Genomic DNA, 14,966 nt, shown 5'->3' with positions numbered 1-14,966 from the left:
TTTTTTCGGTTTGTTTTCCATCCCGCTGCCGCGCACCTTGCCGGGCCCCGCCGGGGCCGGTATTCAGGGCTGGAAACCCTGGCAGCAGGAGCATGGCCAATGAGCAAACTCGTCACGATTTACGGCGGATCCGGGTTCGTGGGGCGCTACATCGCGCGGCGCATGGCCAAGCTCGGCTGGCGGGTCCGCGTGGCGGTGCGCCGCCCCAACGAGGCGATCTTCGTCAAGCCCTATGGCGTCGTCGGCCAGGTCGAGCCGGTGCTGTGCAACATCCGCGACGACGAGTCGGTGCGGATGGTCATGCAGGGCGCGGATGCGGTGGTGAACTGCGTCGGCACCTTCGATGCCCGCGGCAAGAACAATTTCGACGCCATCCAGGCCGAGGGTGCCGAGCGCGTGGCGCGGATCGCCGCCGAGCAGGGCGTGGCGCGCATGGTGCAGCTCTCCGCCATCGGCGCCGATGCCGAGAGCAACAGCGATTACGCCCGCACCAAGGGCGAGGGCGAGGCGGCGGTGCTGCGCCACATGCCGGACGCCGTGATCCTGCGCCCGTCGGTGATCTTTGGCGCCGAGGACCAGTTCTTCAACCGCTTCGCCGGTATGAGCCGCATGGGGCCGGTGCTGCCGCTGGTCGGGGCCGACACGAAATTCCAGCCGGTCTATGTCGATGACGTGGCGCAGGCCGCGGTCAAGGGGGTGACCGGCGAGGCTGCCCCGGGCATCTACGAGCTGGGCGGGCCGGACACCGAGAGCTTCCGCGACCTGATCGGCCAGATGCTGGGGGTGATCCGTCGCCGCCGCTTCATCGTGAACATCCCCTTCGGCATTGCCTCGGGCATGGGCTGGGCCTTCGAATGGATCCAGCGCCTGACCGGCGGGCTGTTCTCGGCGCAGATCACCCGCGATCAGGTGAAATCGCTGCGTCACGACAATGTCGTCTCGGAAAGCGCCAAGGGCTTCGCGGATCTGGGAATCACCCCGACCTCGCTGGAGGCGGTGCTGCCCGACTACCTGTGGCGCTTCCGCCCCTCGGGGCAGTACGACGCGATCAAGGAATCGGCGCGCGGCCTGCGCTCCGAATAAGTCTGCGCGCGAGCCTGCGTGCCCGCGCAGGCTCGGGGCGCCAGCAGCAGGCGATCTCCCACGCCAGTGCCGCGCGCTGCTGCGCCGGCGTGCCGGGCTGACCCAATGCGAGATGATCGAGACACAGCGCGTCGCGCCGGGCCTCGTCCCAGTCGATGAGGGCGGGGCCGTCCGCCGTCAGGATCACGTTGCCTGCGTTGAGGTCGCCGTGGATGGCGCCGGCTGCCATGCCCGCAACCGGTGCGAGGCATCGTTCGAGGCACGCGGCGAGCGGTTGCGGCATCTGGTGGAGCAGCCGCCCGGCGGACAGCGCCGAGGGCGCACCGGGGCGCTGGGGCAGGTCTCGGCAGCGGCTGTGGAAGGCGCGAATGAGGGGCGCGAGGCTGGCCAGATCCGCGGCGCTGGCAAGGGGGCCCGGCAGGTAGGGCTCGGCAGTCCAGCCGCGATGCGCCAGCCGACCCGAGCGCGTCGGAAGCAGCGCGGGCACCAGGAAACCGGCGGCGCGCGCGGCGGCTTGCGGGCGGGCGAGCCAGCGCAGGGCGGCCTCGCCATGCCCGGTCGACTTCAGCACATGCGCGCCGCAGCGGAACACGGTGTTGCGCGCACCCTGACCGAGTGGCTGCAATGCCCCCTGCAGCCCCCATGCGCCCGGATCCGGCGCGTCGCCTGCGCTCAATGCGGCCGCTTGAGCTGACAGAGCAAGACGCCGTTGCAGCAGCCCGGTGGCGGTGCGCTGGCGGTGCCGGTCTGGGTCGCGAGCCAGCGCTCGCAGGCCTCGACCAGCGCGCAGCCGCGGCAGCAGGTCACCATACCGGCGTATTGATCCGGTTCGAGCCGCCCGGTCTGCAGGGCCTCCGACAGATTGAGGCCCATCACCCGGGCCACGCTGCGGGTCATCCAAAAATGACGGGCGGGATCTCCCAGCGTCTGTGGCATTGTCTCTACTCTTCTGTTCCTGCTTGTAGAGCCGCGAAATGCTGCCGGTTCACGCAGCCTTCGGGGGTCTCCCGCAGCGCGGTCTCCGGATGCGACAGCCAGCGCTTGCAGCCTTCGGTCCATTTGCAGGCGCGGCAGCGATGCACCATCGCGGCCCAGTCTTCCTGGCTCAGCGCGCCCTCTTCGGCGGCGCTCACCAGATCGGTTCCGTTGGCCCGTGCCATGCGCTGCACGAGCCAGTAATGATCCTTGGTGTCTCCAAGCGGCTGGTTGGGCCGGGTGTCGAACATGGTCTTGTCCTTGCTCATGGGGTCAGGTGTCGCGCAGCGCGTCGAACAGCGCCACGTTGCGGCAATAGCTCGGGGCGTCGGGGGCGGTCTCGGTCTGGGCGGCGAGCCAGGCGTCGCAGGCGCAGGGCTGGGTGCAGCCGGTGCAGCTGAGCACCGCGTCGTGGATCTGCGATGCGGTGATCCTGCCACGCATCATCTGTTCTTCGAGGTCGATACCGAGCGTGCCGGCCATATGGTCGACAAGCCGGGCATGGCGCGTGTAGTCGGTGCGGCTAGGCATCGTCATATCTCCCGGAAGTTGCAGAGTTGGACTGCGACAAGCCTAGCAGCGCAGGGCAGCCCTGCCCTTGATGCATGTCAACGGCCGGGAGTTGGGATCAGTTGGTGGCGTAGGCCGCCGCCGTGCGTCTGACGATGGCGATGCGGGCGGCGTTGGGCGGGTGGCTGCCGAGGAATTTCTCGCCCGGATCGGGGATGCGCATGAAGAACTCCGCCCCGAGAATCGGATCATAGCCGGCGCGCATGGTCAGGATCGTGCCGAGCTGGTCCGCCTCGAGCTCGTATTCCTTGGAAAAGCTGCGTGCCCCGACGCTGGCGCCGAACTCCTCGGCCGAGCGCACCGTGGCCGCATCGGCGCCCGACATCTCTGCCAGGCCCGAGAAGATGATCGCGCCGATGGCGGCATCCTCTTCGACTCGCGCCAGATGGCCGAGAATGTGGTGAGATGCCTCATGACCCATGACAAAGGCCAGCTCGTCGGCATTCTCGACCGAGGCGATGAGCGCGAGATTGAAGGCGATGATCGGGCGGCCCTGCCGGTCGAGCGTCTGGAACGCGTTGGCGTCCTGCCCGGGACGGTCATCGACCACGATCAGGTAATCGCAGTTGAGCCGGGGCGCGGAGCGGCGGCACTCGGACTCGGCGATCGGCTCGATCCGGCTGGCGACATCGACGAATTGCCGGGTGGCGCGCTCCGCCTCGGCGCGGGTGGCGGCCTGTTCCGGGCTCATCGTGACCGGGGCGACCTCGCAGGCGGCGAGCGGCAGGAGAAGGGCGGGAAGCAGGAGGCGGAGGATCAAGAACAGGCTCCGATCGCAAGAGGGTTTCGATCACCATAGGTGGCGCGCGGCCGCAGCGCCAGTGGCTCGCTGTCACGGCTCTCGGGGCCGTGGCTTTTCGGGATAGGCAGCGGATTCCGGCTGGGCTAGGCTGATCCCATGTTTAGCATCGAGCACGAATTCGACGCCACGGTCGTCACCCTTGTCGACGAGGGCAGCACCCATCTCCAGGAAGACGTCATCGTCATGGGGTTCGAGGAATGCGTCACCGTCGAGCAGTATGATCCGCGCACCGACAAGGTGAACAAGATCACCCTTTCCATGACCCAGATGCGCGACCTCGCGGCCGCGATCAACCTGCCCGAAGGCGTCTACGTTCGCGACGAGGATGGCGAGGGCGACGAGGAGGAGTGAGGCTCAGGCCGCGATCCGGAACGCCTTGTCGCGCGAGGTCGCCCCGCGCACCAGCACCAGCCGCGATTTCGGCACGCCGAGCGCCTTGGCCAGCAGCTTCTGCACTGCGGCATTGGCCTTGCCGTCCTCGGGCACCGTGGTGACGTAGACCCTGAGCAGGCCGTCCTCCTCCCGGATCTCGTTGCGCGAGGCCTTGGGTGTCACGCGCAGCTCAAGCGTGGTGCCGGGGGTCGCCAGATGGGCCAGCGTGGCCTTGGCCATGTGCATCGTCCTTCCTCGCCGGGATGGCGTTCGCTTAGCAGCCGAGGGCGCCCCGGGCAACGCGGGCGGTTGAATCCCGCGGGCCAAAGCCTGACATAGGGTCGGACCGTCAAGGAGATGCGCATGCCCACACCGAACCCCGCCGCGATGGACTTCCTGCTGAGCCGCCGCTCGCGCCCGGCCAAGACGCTGACCGGCCCGGCCCCCGACCGCGCGGCGCTGATGCCGCTCCTCACCGCCGCCGCCCGCAGCCCCGATCACGGCAAGCTCGAGCCGTGGCGCTTCATCGTGCTGGAAGGCGCGGCGCTGCAGCGGCTGGCCACGGCGGCGGCAGGGCGCGGCGCGGCGCTGGGCTTCGAGCCGGCACAGGCCGACAAGGCCCGGGCGCAGTTTGCCGACAGTCCGCTCTGCGTGGCGGTCGTCGAATCGCCGAAAGACAGCCCCAAGGTGCCGGCGATCGAGCAGACCTATTCCGCCGGCGCGGTGTGCCTGGCGCTGCTCAACGCGGCGCTGGCCAGCGGCTGGGGCGCCAACTGGCTCTCCGGCTGGATCGCCGAGGACCGCCCCTTCGTCGAAGACACGCTGGGCCTCGCACCGCAGGAGCGCATCGCCGGCTTCCTGCATATCGGCACCGAGAGCTCGGCCCCGCCTGAGCGCCCGCGCCCGGATCTCGACGCCATCACGACGTGGGTGTCGGAATGATCCCGGCCTCATCCTTCCTCGCCGCCGTCGGCCAGCTCGGCGATCGCCGCTTCCAGGCGGTCTTGGCCAAGGGGCTCGGCATCACCGTGGCGATCTTCGTCGCCTTCTACGTGGTCTTCGTGCAGGTGGTGGGCTGGTTCCTCGGCGACAGCGTGTCGCTGCCCTGGATCGGCACCGTGACCTGGGTCGACGACGCCATCAGCTGGGGCGCGATCCCGTTGATGCTGCTCTTGTCGGTGTTCCTGATGGTGCCGGTGGCCTCGGCGATCACCGGCATCTTCCTCGACGACGTGGCGCAGGCGGTGGAAGACCGGCACTACCCGGCGCTGGGGCCCGCAAACGAGCTGTCGCTGATCGACAACATTCGCGATTCGCTGGCCTTCCTGGGCGTGCTGATCGGCGCCAACATCATCGCGCTGGTGCTCTACATCTTCCTCGCGCCGCTGGCGCCGTTCATCTTCTGGGGGTTGAACGGCTTCCTGCTGGGACGGGAATATTTCACCCTCGCGGCGATCCGCCGGGTCGGGCGTGACGGGGCGGCGCAGCTGCGCAAGCGCTACTTCGTGACGATCTGGATCGCCGGCGTGCTGATGGCGGTGCCGCTGACCATCCCGCTGGTGAACCTGCTGGTGCCGATCCTCGGCGCGGCCACCTTCACCCACCTGTTCCACCGGCTGGAGGCTAAGCGCCTGCGGGCATGATGCCTTCGGGTCTGACGCTGCAAAGACTTTGAAAAACGGAGCGGCGCGCCAAAAGCGCGCCGCACAGGTCGTCTCGCCGCAAGGCGCTCGGGGCCTCTGGCCGGCGTGACGCCTCTCAGAGTCCGGAGGGGGGGCCCATGCGGTTGAACATCCAGCTGTCGAGCTCGCGCACCGTGATGACGCCCGAGATGATGACCCCGGCGATCACCGCCCAGAGCGCCAGCGCGATCACCGTGGTGATCAGCGCCTTGCGCTTGAGATTGTGGACCTCGGGGCTGCTGGCGTGGGTGCCCTCGACCACCTCGCCGCGGTCGCCCTGGGTTTCGAGCCGGAACGGGATCACGACCAGGAAGGTCATGAACCAGATGACGGCATAGAGCACGAGCCCGGATGTGAATCCCATGGAAAGCCTCCCTTTCGGCCCGAGATAGGCTCAGACCTGCTCGAGTTCCACCAGCGTGCCCTGAAAATCCTTCGGATGCAGGAACAGCACCGGCTTGCCATGTGCGCCGATCTTCGGCTCGCCGGTGCCCAGCACCCTTGCGCCGCTTTCCTTCAGGTGATCGCGGGCGGCGAGGATGTCGTCGACCTCGTAGCAGACATGGTGAATGCCGCCGGAGGGGTTCTTGTCGAGGAACCCCTGGATCGGCGAGTTCTCTCCCAGCGGGTAGAGCAGCTCGATCTTGGTGTTGGGCAGCTCGATGAAGATCACCGTGACGCCGTGATCGGGCTCGTCCTGTGGGGCGCCGACCTTGGCGCCAAGCGTGCTGCGGTATTGCTCCGCCGCCGCCTCGAGGTCGGGCACGGCGATGGCGACATGGTTAAGACGGCCGATCATGGCGGGTCTCCTCTCTCAGATCGCGATGGTTATCGCCCGCGGGGGGCTGAGTTCGCAAGATGCTGCGAGCGTTAACCCTCCGTTAGGGGCAACCGGCAATCCTGACTTTAGTGCCAGATGGAGGATCAGAATGACCGACTCGGATGGGCAGCCCCACCTGCCGCGCCCCAGTGCCACACGGCCGCTGCTGGGCATGACGGTGCTCGTGGTCGAAGACAGCCGCTTCGCCAGCGATGCCATGCGCCTGCTCTGCCTGCGCAGCGGCGCGCGGATTCGTCGCGCCGATTGCCTGCTCTCGGCGCGTCGCCATCTCAACGTCTACCGCCCCAGTGTGGCGATCGTCGATCTCGGCCTGCCCGATGGCTGCGGCGCCGAGCTGATCGCGGAGATGGTCTCGGCGCTGCCTCGGGTGGGGGTGATCCTCGGCACCAGCGGTGACAGCTTCGCCGAGGATGTGGCGCTCGCGGCCGGGGCGGATGGTTTCCTCGCAAAGCCGGTGGAGAGCGTGCTGCGTTTCCAGTCCGAGATCATCTCGCACCTGCCGGCCGACCGGCGGCCTTCGGGGATGCGCATGGCGGTGGAGGAGCCGATTTGCCCTGATCCGCTGGCCTATCGCGATGATATGGCGCTGGCGGCGGACGTGCTGGGCGATGATGGCGACGAGCGTATGCTCGATTACGTCACCCAGTTCCTGCGCGGCGTGGCAGTGAGCGCCGGGGATGTCGTATTGCAGCGCGCCGCCGAGGGGCTGGCCGAGGCCCGATTCGAGGGCCGCCCGACCAAGGCCGACATCGCCCGCGTCGCCGGGCTGGTGCAGGACAGGCTGGCCGACCGAGTAGCGATCTAGGGGCCATGGAAGGGCAAGGAGGATCAGCAGCAGCGCGGTCAGAAGCATCGTGCGGCGGTAGAGCGCCAGGCCGCGCTTCAGGGCGTGCGCGTCCGGGTCGGGCGCCGCGCCATTGACCCAGGGCTCGTCAGCGATCACGTCGCCATAGACCCGTGGCCCGGAAAGCCGCACCGGCAGGGCCCCGGCCATCGCCGCCTCGGGCCAGCCGGCATTGGGCGAGCGGTGCTGGCGCGCGTCGCGCCGCATCACGCGGATCGCCCGGGCCGGGCGGCCCGAGGCCAGCGCGAAGAGCAAGCCGGTGAGCCGCGCAGGGACGAGGTTCACGAGGTCGTCGAGCCGCGCCGCCGCCTTGCCGAAATCCTCGTAGCGGTCGTTGCGATGGCCGATCATCGAATCCATCGTGTTGATCGCCTTGTAGGCAGCGATGCCCGGAAGCCCGCCGATCACGCCCCAGAACAGCGGCGCGACGATGCCGTCGGAGCTGTTCTCGGCCAGGCTCTCGAGCGCGGCGCGGGCCACGCCCGCCTGCCCGAGCTTTTGCGGATCCCGCCCGACGATCATCGCCACCGCCTGCCGCGCGGCGAAGAGATCGCCTCGCGCCAGCGGCTTCGCCACTGCGGCCACGTGGTCGTGCATCGAGCGCACCGCCAGCAGCGGCCAGGCCAGGACGCCGCCGAGGATCACCCACGCGAGCCCCTCCGGCAGCGCAAGCTGCAGCAGCAGCGCCGGGATCAGCGCGGCGTTCAGCACCAGGATCACCGTCAGCCCACCCATCGCGCGGCGTCGGGAGGGCGGCCCCTCGTTTAGCCTGCCTTCGAGCGCCGAGATCAGCGCTCCGAGCCAGACCACAGGGTGTTTCAACACTGCGAACAGCGCTTTCGGCCAACCCAGCGCGGCGTCGATCGCGAAGCCCACCGCCATCATCCCGGCAAAGATCATGCGCCCGGCCCCGCCCAGTTGGTCGCGATGATCGAGAGCCCGTCCGCGTGGCAGCGCAGCCGGGTGACGGAGAGCGGCGCGATCTCGAAGCCGAGCCCCGCCGAAGGCAGATCGAGCGCCAGCCCCAGCGCCGCGCGCGCCGTGCCCGCATGCGCCACCACCGCCACCGGTCCGCCGGCCCTTGCCTCCTGCGCCAGCGCCATCAACGCGGGCGAGACCCGCGCGGCCATCGCCGCGAAACTCTCGCCGCCCGGGGGACAATGCGCCGCCAATGTCTCGCGATCCATTACTCCGAGATCGGGCAGCTCGGAAAAGCGCAGCCCGTCATGGGCTCCGAAATCCTGCTCCCAGAGCCGCTCATCGACCGCAACGGCGCGCTTCGGAAACAGCGCCTCCGCGGTCTGCACGCAGCGTTGCGCCGGGCTGCTCACCAGCCTCGAACAGCCGGCAAGCCAGCCTCGCAGGGGCGCCATCACATCCTCTTCCGGCAGCAGCGCCGGCACGTCGGTGCGGCCGCAAAGCCGCCCTCCATGGTCGGCGGGGGCGTGGCGGATCAGCAGCAACTCGTTGGTCTCGGGCGGTCTCATGCGGGCTTTCCAAATCGCGCGGAACCTGCTTTGTCACGGGCTTATGGGAAAGTCGATCCTCATCACCGGCGGTGTGCGCTCGGGCAAGAGCCGGCTGGCCGAGCGCATGACGCTCGCGCTGGGCAGCCCTGCGATCTACATCGCCACCGCCGAGGCGCATGACGACGAGATGACTGAGCGCATCGCCCGCCATCGGGCCCGGCGCGGCCCCGAATGGCACACGATCTCCGAGCCGATGGACCTCTGCCGGGCGCTGCGCGACAGCGATGGCGATGCGCCCCGGCTGGTCGATTGCCTGACGCTCTGGCTGTCGAACCTGATGCTGGCCGAGCACGACTGGCAGGGAGAGGCCGAGGCGTTGGCCGCGATCCTGCCGGAGCAGCGCGCCCCGGTGGTCTTCGTCACCAACGAGGTCGGCGCCGGCATCGTGCCCGAGAACGCGCTGGCCCGCGCCTTCCGCGACGCGGCGGGGCTGGTGAACCAGAGAATTGCCGCCGTCAGCGACGAGCTCTGGCTCAGCGTCGCGGGCTACCCGATGAAGGTGAAATAGACATGACCGACCGCTTGCCGCTTGCCTCGCTGCAAGACGCCGAAACGCTTGCGCTTCCGAGCCTCGACGCTGCCGCCGCCGATGCCGCCCGCGCCCGCCAGATGGAGCTCACCAAGCCCCCCGGCTCGCTCGGGCGGCTCGAGGAACTGGCGGTGTTCCTCGCCGGCTGGCAGGGACGCGCGCGGCCCGCGATCGAGCGGGCGCAGGCGCTGGTCTTCGCCGGCAACCACGGCGTCTGCGCTCAGGGGGTGAACCCGTTCCCGCAGGAGGTCACCGCGCAGATGGTGGCCAATTTCGAGCATGGCGGCGCGGCGATCAACCAGCTCTGCGCCCTGGGCGGCGCGGCGCTCTCCGTGGTGGCGCTCGATCTCGACCGCCCGACCGCCGATTTCACCCAAGCCCCCGCCATGACAGAGGCCGAGACGCTCGACGCCATGCGCCGTGGCGCCGAGGCGGTGGACCCGGAGGCCGATGTGCTGATCCTCGGCGAGATGGGCATCGGCAACTCGACCGTTGCGGCGGCGCTGGCGCATGCGGTGTTCGGCGGGGAGGCAAAGGACTGGGTTGGGCGCGGCACCGGCTCGGACACGCCGGCGATTGCCCACAAGGCCGAGGTCGTGGCCCGCGCCGTGGCCCTGCATGACGGCGCGAAGGGCCTCCAGATCCTCGCCGCGCTCGGCGGCCGCGAGCAGGCGGCGATCTGCGGCGCGGTGATCGCGGCGCGGCTGGCGCGCATCCCGGTGCTGCTCGATGGGTTCATCTGCACCGCTGCCGTGGCGCCGCTCTTCGCGGCCCGGCCCGCGCTGCTCGATCACTGCCTCATCGGCCATGCCAGCGCCGAGCCCGGCCATCGCGGCATGACGGAGGCGATGGGCAAGCGCCCGATCCTCGATCTCGGCATGGCGCTGGGCGAAGGTTCCGGCGCGGCACTGGCGCTGGGCATCCTGCGCGGCGCGCTGGCTTGCCACAATGGCATGGCGACCTTCGCCGAGGCCGGGGTCTCGGACGGGTGAGGCGGCGGCGCCTCCCCGAGATCCGGTTGGCGCTGATGCTGCTGACCCGCCTGCCTGTCGGGCAGTTCGAGGGGACGCCGCCGGAAATCACCCACGCCCGCTGGGCCTTTCCTCTGGTCGGCGTCCCGCTGGCGCTGATCGCCTGGGCGGTGCTGTCCGGCGCCGCGGCGCTGGGCCTGCCGCCTCTGGCGGGCGGGCTGCTGGCGGTGATCGCGCTGGTGCTGGGCACTGGCGGGCTGCACCATGACGGGCTGGCGGATTTCGTCGACGGCATGGGCGGGCGCGACCGCGATCAGCGGCTGGCCATCATGCGTGACAGCCGGGTCGGCAGCTACGGCGTCTTGGCGCTGATCCTCGCGGTCGCCCTCGGGGCGGCGGCGCTTGCGGCCTTTCCGAGCGGGCTTGAGGCCGGACTGGCGCTGATGCTCTGCGCCGTGGTCAGCCGGCTGGCGATCCTGATGGTGATGGAATGGCTGCCGCCCGCCCGCGAGGACGGGCTCGGCCATCTCGCTGCCAGCGCCGGCAAGGGCAATATCCGCTGGTTCCCCGGCGGCCTGCTGGCGCTGCTGATCGCGCCCTTCCTCGGCGTGCCGGGCATGGCGGCGCTGCTGGTGATGGCCGCCGCCGCCTGGGTCGTCGGGCGGCGCGCCAAGGCCTTGCTCGGCGGCCAGACCGGCGACGTTCTCGGCACGGTGCAGCTCTGCTCCGAGATCGCCGGCTGGGTGGTCTTGAGCGCCGCGCTCTGAGGGCTCAGCCCAGCGGGTCGGGCGCGATGTTGCCGCCGCAGACCAGGACCGCCACCCGCTCCCCCGGCTCCGGAACGTAGGCGCCCGCGCGCAGCGCCGCGAGCGCGGTGGCGCCCGCAGGCTCGACCAGCAGGCGGTGGGATTGCCACAGCGCCGTCTGGGCCTCGGTGATTGCATCGTCCGGAACAAGCACCGAGGCGCCGAGATGCGCCTGCGACAGATCATGGCAGATGCTGCCCACCTGGCGGGCGCCAAGCGCGTTGGCGGCAACGCCCGAGACCTGCACATCGACAGGCGCCCCGGCCTCGAGGGCCGCGTGCAGGGCGCAGGATGTCTCCGGCTCGACCGCCACGACCTTGCGCGCGCCCTGAAGCCAAGCCAGCGACCCGGCGATCAGCCCGCCGCCGCCGACGGCGATCAGCACCGTGTCGGCCTCGAGCCCCTGCGCCTCCCATTCGCGCATCAAGGTGCCTTGCCCTGCCACCGTGCCGGGGGCGTCATAGGCGTGGACCTGCATCGCGCCGGTCTCCGCCTCGTAGGCGCGGGCCGCCTCGAGCGCGTTGGCGTATTCGCCGGGCACCACTGTCAGCGCCGCGCCGGTGCGCTCGATCAGCGCGATCTTGGCCGGGCCGGCCATCTCGGGCACGAAGATCTGCGCCCTGTGGCCGAGCCGCGTGGCCGCGTAGGCCACCGCCGCGCCGTGATTGCCGCCCGAGGCCGCGACGACGCCCGCCTCCGGCACCGGCTCGGAGAGCAGCGTGTTGAAGGCGCCGCGCGCCTTGAAGCTGCCGGTGTGCTGGAGCTGTTCGAGCTTGAGCTCGACCGGGCGCTGCCAAAGCGCGTCGGTCGTCATGACGGGGGTGATCTGAGCGTGGCCTTTGATGCGGGCGGCGGCGCTCGAGATTTCGTGTTTCCAGTCCATTTCCGGTCTTCCGATAGTGTCGCGGCAGATCGGCACGCTATAGTCAGTCTGATGGCAGGACAAGGATACCCCAGAGCATGAACGACGAACGCCATTCCATCTTCCGCGACGCCGGGCGCGACCGGAAGACCGCCGAGGACATCCCCGATACGCCGCAGACCCGTGCGCCGTCCTATCGGCTGGCCTTTGCAGACGAGGGCTTTCTTTGCCGCGAAGAGCTGCGCCCGGTGCGGCTGCAGCTGGAACTTCTGAAGCCGCAGCTGCTGATGGACGAGCATGAGATCGCCTCGACCGTGGTGCTGTTCGGCGGGGCGCGGATCCCGTCGCCGGCCGAGAAGGGCGGGGCGCGCACGCAGACGCTGGCCGACCTCTCGCATTTCTACGAGGAGGCGCGGCTCTTCGCGCAGAAGATGACCGAGAAATCGATCGCCTCGGGCAACCGCGAATTCGTCGTCGCCACCGGCGGCGGGCCCGGCGTGATGGAGGCGGGAAACTTGGGCGCGCAGGAGGTCGGCGGCGTGTCGATCGGGCTCAACATCGTGCTGCCGCATGAGCAGGCCCCGAACGAATTCGTGACCCCGGACCTGTGCTTCAACTTCCATTACTTCGCGATCCGCAAGATGCACTTCCTGATGCGGGCGCGGGCGATCTGCGTGTTCCCCGGCGGCTTCGGCACGCTCGACGAGATGTTCGAGTCACTCACGCTGATCCAGACCGGGCGCATGAAGCGGGTGCCGTTCCTGCTCTTCGGCCGAGCATTCTGGGAGAAGATCATCAACTGGGAGGCGCTCGAGGACGCGGGCACCATCAGCCCGGAGGATCTCGACCTGTTCCGCTTCGTCGAGACCGCCGAGGAGGCGGCGGCGATCATCGAGGAATGGGATCCCGCGCCGGCGCGCGATGATATTCCCGGCCGCTGAACAGGGGCCCGTGCAAACGCAGACGGGAGGCCAATGGCCTCCCGTTTCGTTTTCGCTCCCGGCCTCGGTGGCGGGCAAGGCTGACGCGCTCAGACGCGCTGCTTTTCCTCGGCGCTTTCGGGCTCTTCGTGGCGCTCCACCCAGCGCGCGATGATCGCCCGCGCCAGCTCTTCGTCGAGCGTCGCGATGGCGTGGCGCAGATCCTTGAGCGCGGTGGCGATCTCGATCTCGGACAGGTAGCTCTCCTGCGCGCGCATGATCTTGTGATGCGGAGTGGTCAGCATGTCGGAGGAGATCAGCAGCTCTTCGTGCAGCTTCTCGCCCTTGCGCAGGCCGGTCACCTTGATCTCGATATCGCCATCCGGGTTGGCCGGCGAGCGCACGGTATAGCCGGCGCCTTCGATCATCTGACGGGCCAGCTTGCGGATCGGCACCGGGTCGCCCATATCGAGAACGAAGACATCGCCGCCGCGGGCGAAGGAGCCCGCCAGCAGCACCAGCCGTGCGGCTTCGGAGATTGTCATGAAGTAGCGCGTCACCTTTGCGTCGGTCAGGGTGACCGGGCCGCCGCGGGCGATCTGTTCTTCGAACAGCGGGATCACCGAGCCCGAGGAGCCGAGAACGTTGCCGAAGCGCACCATCGAGAAGCGGGTGCTGCTGCTGCGGGTGGCGAGATCCTGGATGATCAGCTCGGCCAGGCGCTTGGAGGCGCCCATCACGTTGGTCGGGCGCACGGCCTTGTCGGAGGAGACGAGGATAAAGCGCTCGACGCCCGCGTCGCGCGCCGCCTCGGCCAGAACCTTGGTGCCGATGACGTTGTTGTCGAGGCCCGACAGGACGTTGCATTCGACCAGCGGCAGGTGCTTGTAGGCGGCGGCGTGCAGCACCACCTCGATCTCGTGCTCGCGCATCAGATCCGCCATCAGGGTCTCGTTCAGCACCGAGCCCAGGACCGGCACGATCGTCATCCCGGAGGCGAGATCGCGCAGCTCCTTGTCGATGTTGTAGAGGCTGAGCTCGGCGTGATCGACGAGCACCACGCAATCGGGCTTGCAGGCGATGAGCTGGCGGCAGAGTTCGGAGCCGATCGAGCCGCCGGCGCCGGTCACCAGGATGCGGCGGCCGCTATAGGCGTGGCTGACGCCCGGAAGCTCGTGCTCGAGCCGGTTGCGGCCGAGCAGGTCGTCGAGCGACACCGGGGCGACGCGCTTGCGCAGCTCGCCCTCGCCGACCAGCTCGGCAAAGGAGGGCAGGGCGTGCACTTCGCAGCCGATCTGACGCAGGCGATGGGCGATGCGCGCCAGCTGGGGCTGGCTAATCGACGGCATCGCGAGCACCACACGGTCGATCTGCTTGCGAGTGATGATGTCGCCGATCGCGGAGGCGGCATGGACGCGCAACCCGCCGACGAGCTTGCTCTGCAGCGTCGGGTTGTCGTCGACGAAGGCGACCGGCTCGACCGCGCGGTCGTGGCGCAGCGCGGCCACGAGCTGCTGGCCGGTCTGGCCCGCACCATAGATCAGCACCCGCATGCGGGTCTGGCCGCGGCGGTAGATCTCGATCAGGAGTTGCCGCAGCACGATGCGCCAGGTGGCGCAGAGCACGAGCAGCAGCAGGGCGAAATTGACATAGACCGCCATCGACAGGGCCGGGGCGAGATAGCCGTTCAGCCCGGCGCCGAGCACGCCGCAGATCGCGGCGAAGCCGGCGGTGCGGGTGACGCCGCGGATATCGTAGGCATTGAGTGTGAAGAGCGGCAGGCCGACCCACCAGGACGCCGCGCTGCCAACGGCAACGAGCGCGCCGGTCAGGGGAACGAAGCTGTAGAGCGACGGAAGATCGTGATTCACCGCTGCGTTGAGCAGAAGCGCCGCGAAGAAGGCAATCCCGATTGCGGCCGCGTCCATGAACAGGAATAGGAGTTGTTTTTGCGCTCGCGTCAAACTGGTGACGATCTTGTAGAGCATGTCTTTCCGTCCTTCACGAACACAGTTCGCTCAGCGAGTGGGTCCAAAACAGTATGGGTCGCAATTTGTTTCCGGAAGCTACCGGGCGGCCCCATTTTGTGCCTAACTCGTCATCAAATCTTGATCCCGTTTACGCGATTGCCCATTGAATAGACAAGGAAGGATTTGCTGCGCCTGCGAGAATTGGCGAGA

General features: G+C 69.0%; 20 protein-coding genes and 1 pseudogene. 9 read left to right on the top strand and 12 right to left on the bottom strand.

Features of this window, described 5'->3' with window-relative positions; translation table 11 throughout:
• Positions 1 to 99: 99 nt before the first annotated feature.
• On the top strand, positions 100 to 1,083 hold the full coding sequence (locus KUV62_RS07710; RefSeq protein WP_222603110.1) for a complex I NDUFA9 subunit family protein: 984 nt from the start codon (positions 100 to 102) through the stop codon (positions 1,081 to 1,083).
• On the opposite strand, the gene KUV62_RS07705 is transcribed toward KUV62_RS07710, so the two are convergent.
• From KUV62_RS07705 to KUV62_RS07685, 5 genes are all read right to left on the bottom strand, one after another.
• A complete protein-coding gene (locus KUV62_RS07705; protein ID WP_222603109.1) occupies positions 1,049 to 1,759 on the bottom strand; it encodes a phosphotransferase in 711 nt (236 codons plus the stop codon). The genes KUV62_RS07710 and KUV62_RS07705 overlap by 35 nt on opposite strands.
• Complete coding sequence (locus KUV62_RS07700) at positions 1,756 to 2,019, bottom strand: DUF6455 family protein (RefSeq protein WP_222603108.1); 264 nt, start codon at positions 2,017 to 2,019, stop codon at positions 1,756 to 1,758. The genes KUV62_RS07705 and KUV62_RS07700 overlap by 4 nt, the downstream gene beginning before the upstream one ends.
• Positions 2,020 to 2,024: 5 nt before the next feature.
• Entirely contained in the window at positions 2,025 to 2,327 is a 303-nt protein-coding gene (locus KUV62_RS07695; protein ID WP_261395453.1) for a DUF6455 family protein, read from the bottom strand.
• A 4-nt stretch (positions 2,328 to 2,331) separates the two neighbouring features.
• On the bottom strand, positions 2,332 to 2,589 hold the full coding sequence (locus tag KUV62_RS07690) for a DUF6455 family protein (RefSeq protein WP_222603107.1): 258 nt from the start codon (positions 2,587 to 2,589) through the stop codon (positions 2,332 to 2,334).
• 97 nt (positions 2,590 to 2,686) lie between these two features.
• Positions 2,687 to 3,388 (bottom strand): M48 family metallopeptidase, encoded by a 702-nt coding sequence (locus KUV62_RS07685; RefSeq protein ID WP_222603106.1) that lies wholly within the window; start codon positions 3,386 to 3,388, stop codon positions 2,687 to 2,689.
• Positions 3,389 to 3,526: 138 nt separating this feature from the next.
• Here KUV62_RS07685 and KUV62_RS07680 point away from each other — a divergent pair, with 138 nt between their 5' ends.
• The gene (locus tag KUV62_RS07680) at positions 3,527 to 3,781 is read left to right on the top strand and encodes a hypothetical protein (RefSeq protein ID WP_222603105.1); all 255 of its coding nucleotides are present in this window, start codon (positions 3,527 to 3,529) and stop codon (positions 3,779 to 3,781) included.
• Positions 3,782 to 3,784: 3 nt separating this feature from the next.
• Here KUV62_RS07680 and KUV62_RS07675 read toward each other — a convergent pair whose 3' ends face one another.
• On the bottom strand, positions 3,785 to 4,042 hold the full coding sequence (locus KUV62_RS07675; protein WP_222603104.1) for a DUF167 domain-containing protein: 258 nt from the start codon (positions 4,040 to 4,042) through the stop codon (positions 3,785 to 3,787).
• 123 nt (positions 4,043 to 4,165) lie between these two features.
• Here KUV62_RS07675 and KUV62_RS07670 point away from each other — a divergent pair, with 123 nt between their 5' ends.
• Both KUV62_RS07670 and KUV62_RS07665 read left to right on the top strand, forming a co-directional pair.
• Complete coding sequence (locus KUV62_RS07670) at positions 4,166 to 4,744, top strand: nitroreductase (RefSeq protein ID WP_222603103.1); 579 nt, start codon at positions 4,166 to 4,168, stop codon at positions 4,742 to 4,744.
• Complete coding sequence (locus KUV62_RS07665) at positions 4,741 to 5,445, top strand: EI24 domain-containing protein (RefSeq protein ID WP_222603102.1); 705 nt, start codon at positions 4,741 to 4,743, stop codon at positions 5,443 to 5,445. Before KUV62_RS07670 ends, KUV62_RS07665 begins: the two co-directional genes overlap by 4 nt.
• A gap of 115 nt (positions 5,446 to 5,560) precedes the next feature.
• Here the strand turns inward: KUV62_RS07665 and KUV62_RS07660 are convergent, their stop codons facing one another.
• Positions 5,561 to 5,848: a DUF1467 family protein gene (locus KUV62_RS07660; protein ID WP_222603101.1), complete on the bottom strand. Its 288-nt coding sequence runs from the start codon at positions 5,846 to 5,848 to the stop codon at positions 5,561 to 5,563.
• A gap of 30 nt (positions 5,849 to 5,878) precedes the next feature.
• Complete coding sequence (gene mce / locus KUV62_RS07655) at positions 5,879 to 6,283, bottom strand: methylmalonyl-CoA epimerase (RefSeq protein WP_222603100.1); 405 nt, start codon at positions 6,281 to 6,283, stop codon at positions 5,879 to 5,881.
• Between the two features lie 130 nt (positions 6,284 to 6,413).
• Between mce and KUV62_RS07650 the strand changes: the two genes are divergently transcribed.
• A complete protein-coding gene (locus KUV62_RS07650; RefSeq protein ID WP_222603443.1) occupies positions 6,414 to 7,130 on the top strand; it encodes a response regulator in 717 nt (238 codons plus the stop codon).
• A gap of 9 nt (positions 7,131 to 7,139) precedes the next feature.
• Here KUV62_RS07650 and cbiB read toward each other — a convergent pair.
• A pseudogene (gene cbiB, locus KUV62_RS07645) lies at positions 7,140 to 8,069 on the bottom strand (adenosylcobinamide-phosphate synthase CbiB); the annotation flags it as partial.
• Entirely contained in the window at positions 8,066 to 8,656 is a 591-nt protein-coding gene (locus KUV62_RS07640) for a histidine phosphatase family protein (protein WP_222603099.1), read from the bottom strand. The gene KUV62_RS07640 and the pseudogene cbiB, both read right to left, overlap by 4 nt.
• Positions 8,657 to 8,699: 43 nt before the next feature.
• Between KUV62_RS07640 and cobU the strand changes: the two genes are divergently transcribed.
• Genes cobU through cobS form a run of 3 tightly spaced genes read left to right on the top strand, consistent with a single transcriptional unit; the run spans position 8,700 to position 10,965 of the window.
• Complete coding sequence (gene cobU / locus KUV62_RS07635; RefSeq protein WP_222603442.1) at positions 8,700 to 9,206, top strand: bifunctional adenosylcobinamide kinase/adenosylcobinamide-phosphate guanylyltransferase; 507 nt, start codon at positions 8,700 to 8,702, stop codon at positions 9,204 to 9,206.
• Positions 9,207 to 9,208: 2 nt separating this feature from the next.
• Entirely contained in the window at positions 9,209 to 10,219 is a 1,011-nt protein-coding gene (cobT, locus tag KUV62_RS07630; RefSeq protein WP_222603098.1) for a nicotinate-nucleotide--dimethylbenzimidazole phosphoribosyltransferase, read from the top strand.
• A complete protein-coding gene (gene cobS / locus KUV62_RS07625) occupies positions 10,216 to 10,965 on the top strand; it encodes an adenosylcobinamide-GDP ribazoletransferase (RefSeq protein ID WP_222603097.1) in 750 nt (249 codons plus the stop codon). The genes cobT and cobS overlap by 4 nt, the downstream gene beginning before the upstream one ends.
• A 4-nt stretch (positions 10,966 to 10,969) precedes the next feature.
• Here the strand turns inward: cobS and KUV62_RS07620 are convergent, their stop codons facing one another.
• Positions 10,970 to 11,887, bottom strand: a complete 918-nt coding sequence (locus KUV62_RS07620; RefSeq protein ID WP_222603096.1) for a threonine/serine dehydratase — start codon at positions 11,885 to 11,887, stop codon at positions 10,970 to 10,972.
• A gap of 77 nt (positions 11,888 to 11,964) precedes the next feature.
• Between KUV62_RS07620 and KUV62_RS07615 the strand changes: the two genes are divergently transcribed.
• Positions 11,965 to 12,807 carry an LOG family protein gene (locus KUV62_RS07615; protein WP_222603095.1) on the top strand — a complete coding sequence of 281 codons (843 nt, stop codon included), beginning with the start codon at positions 11,965 to 11,967 and terminating at the stop codon, positions 12,805 to 12,807.
• 89 nt (positions 12,808 to 12,896) lie between these two features.
• Here the strand turns inward: KUV62_RS07615 and KUV62_RS07610 are convergent, their stop codons facing one another.
• On the bottom strand, positions 12,897 to 14,774 hold the full coding sequence (locus tag KUV62_RS07610; protein WP_222603094.1) for a polysaccharide biosynthesis protein: 1,878 nt from the start codon (positions 14,772 to 14,774) through the stop codon (positions 12,897 to 12,899).
• Between the last annotated feature and the right edge of the window lie 192 nt (positions 14,775 to 14,966).

Source organism: Salipiger bermudensis (assembly GCF_019801965.1).
Lineage (GTDB): Bacteria > Pseudomonadota > Alphaproteobacteria > Rhodobacterales > Rhodobacteraceae > Salipiger > Salipiger bermudensis_A.
Note: the sequence above shows the minus strand (reverse complement) of the source record. Positions and strands in the feature narration are given on the sequence as shown.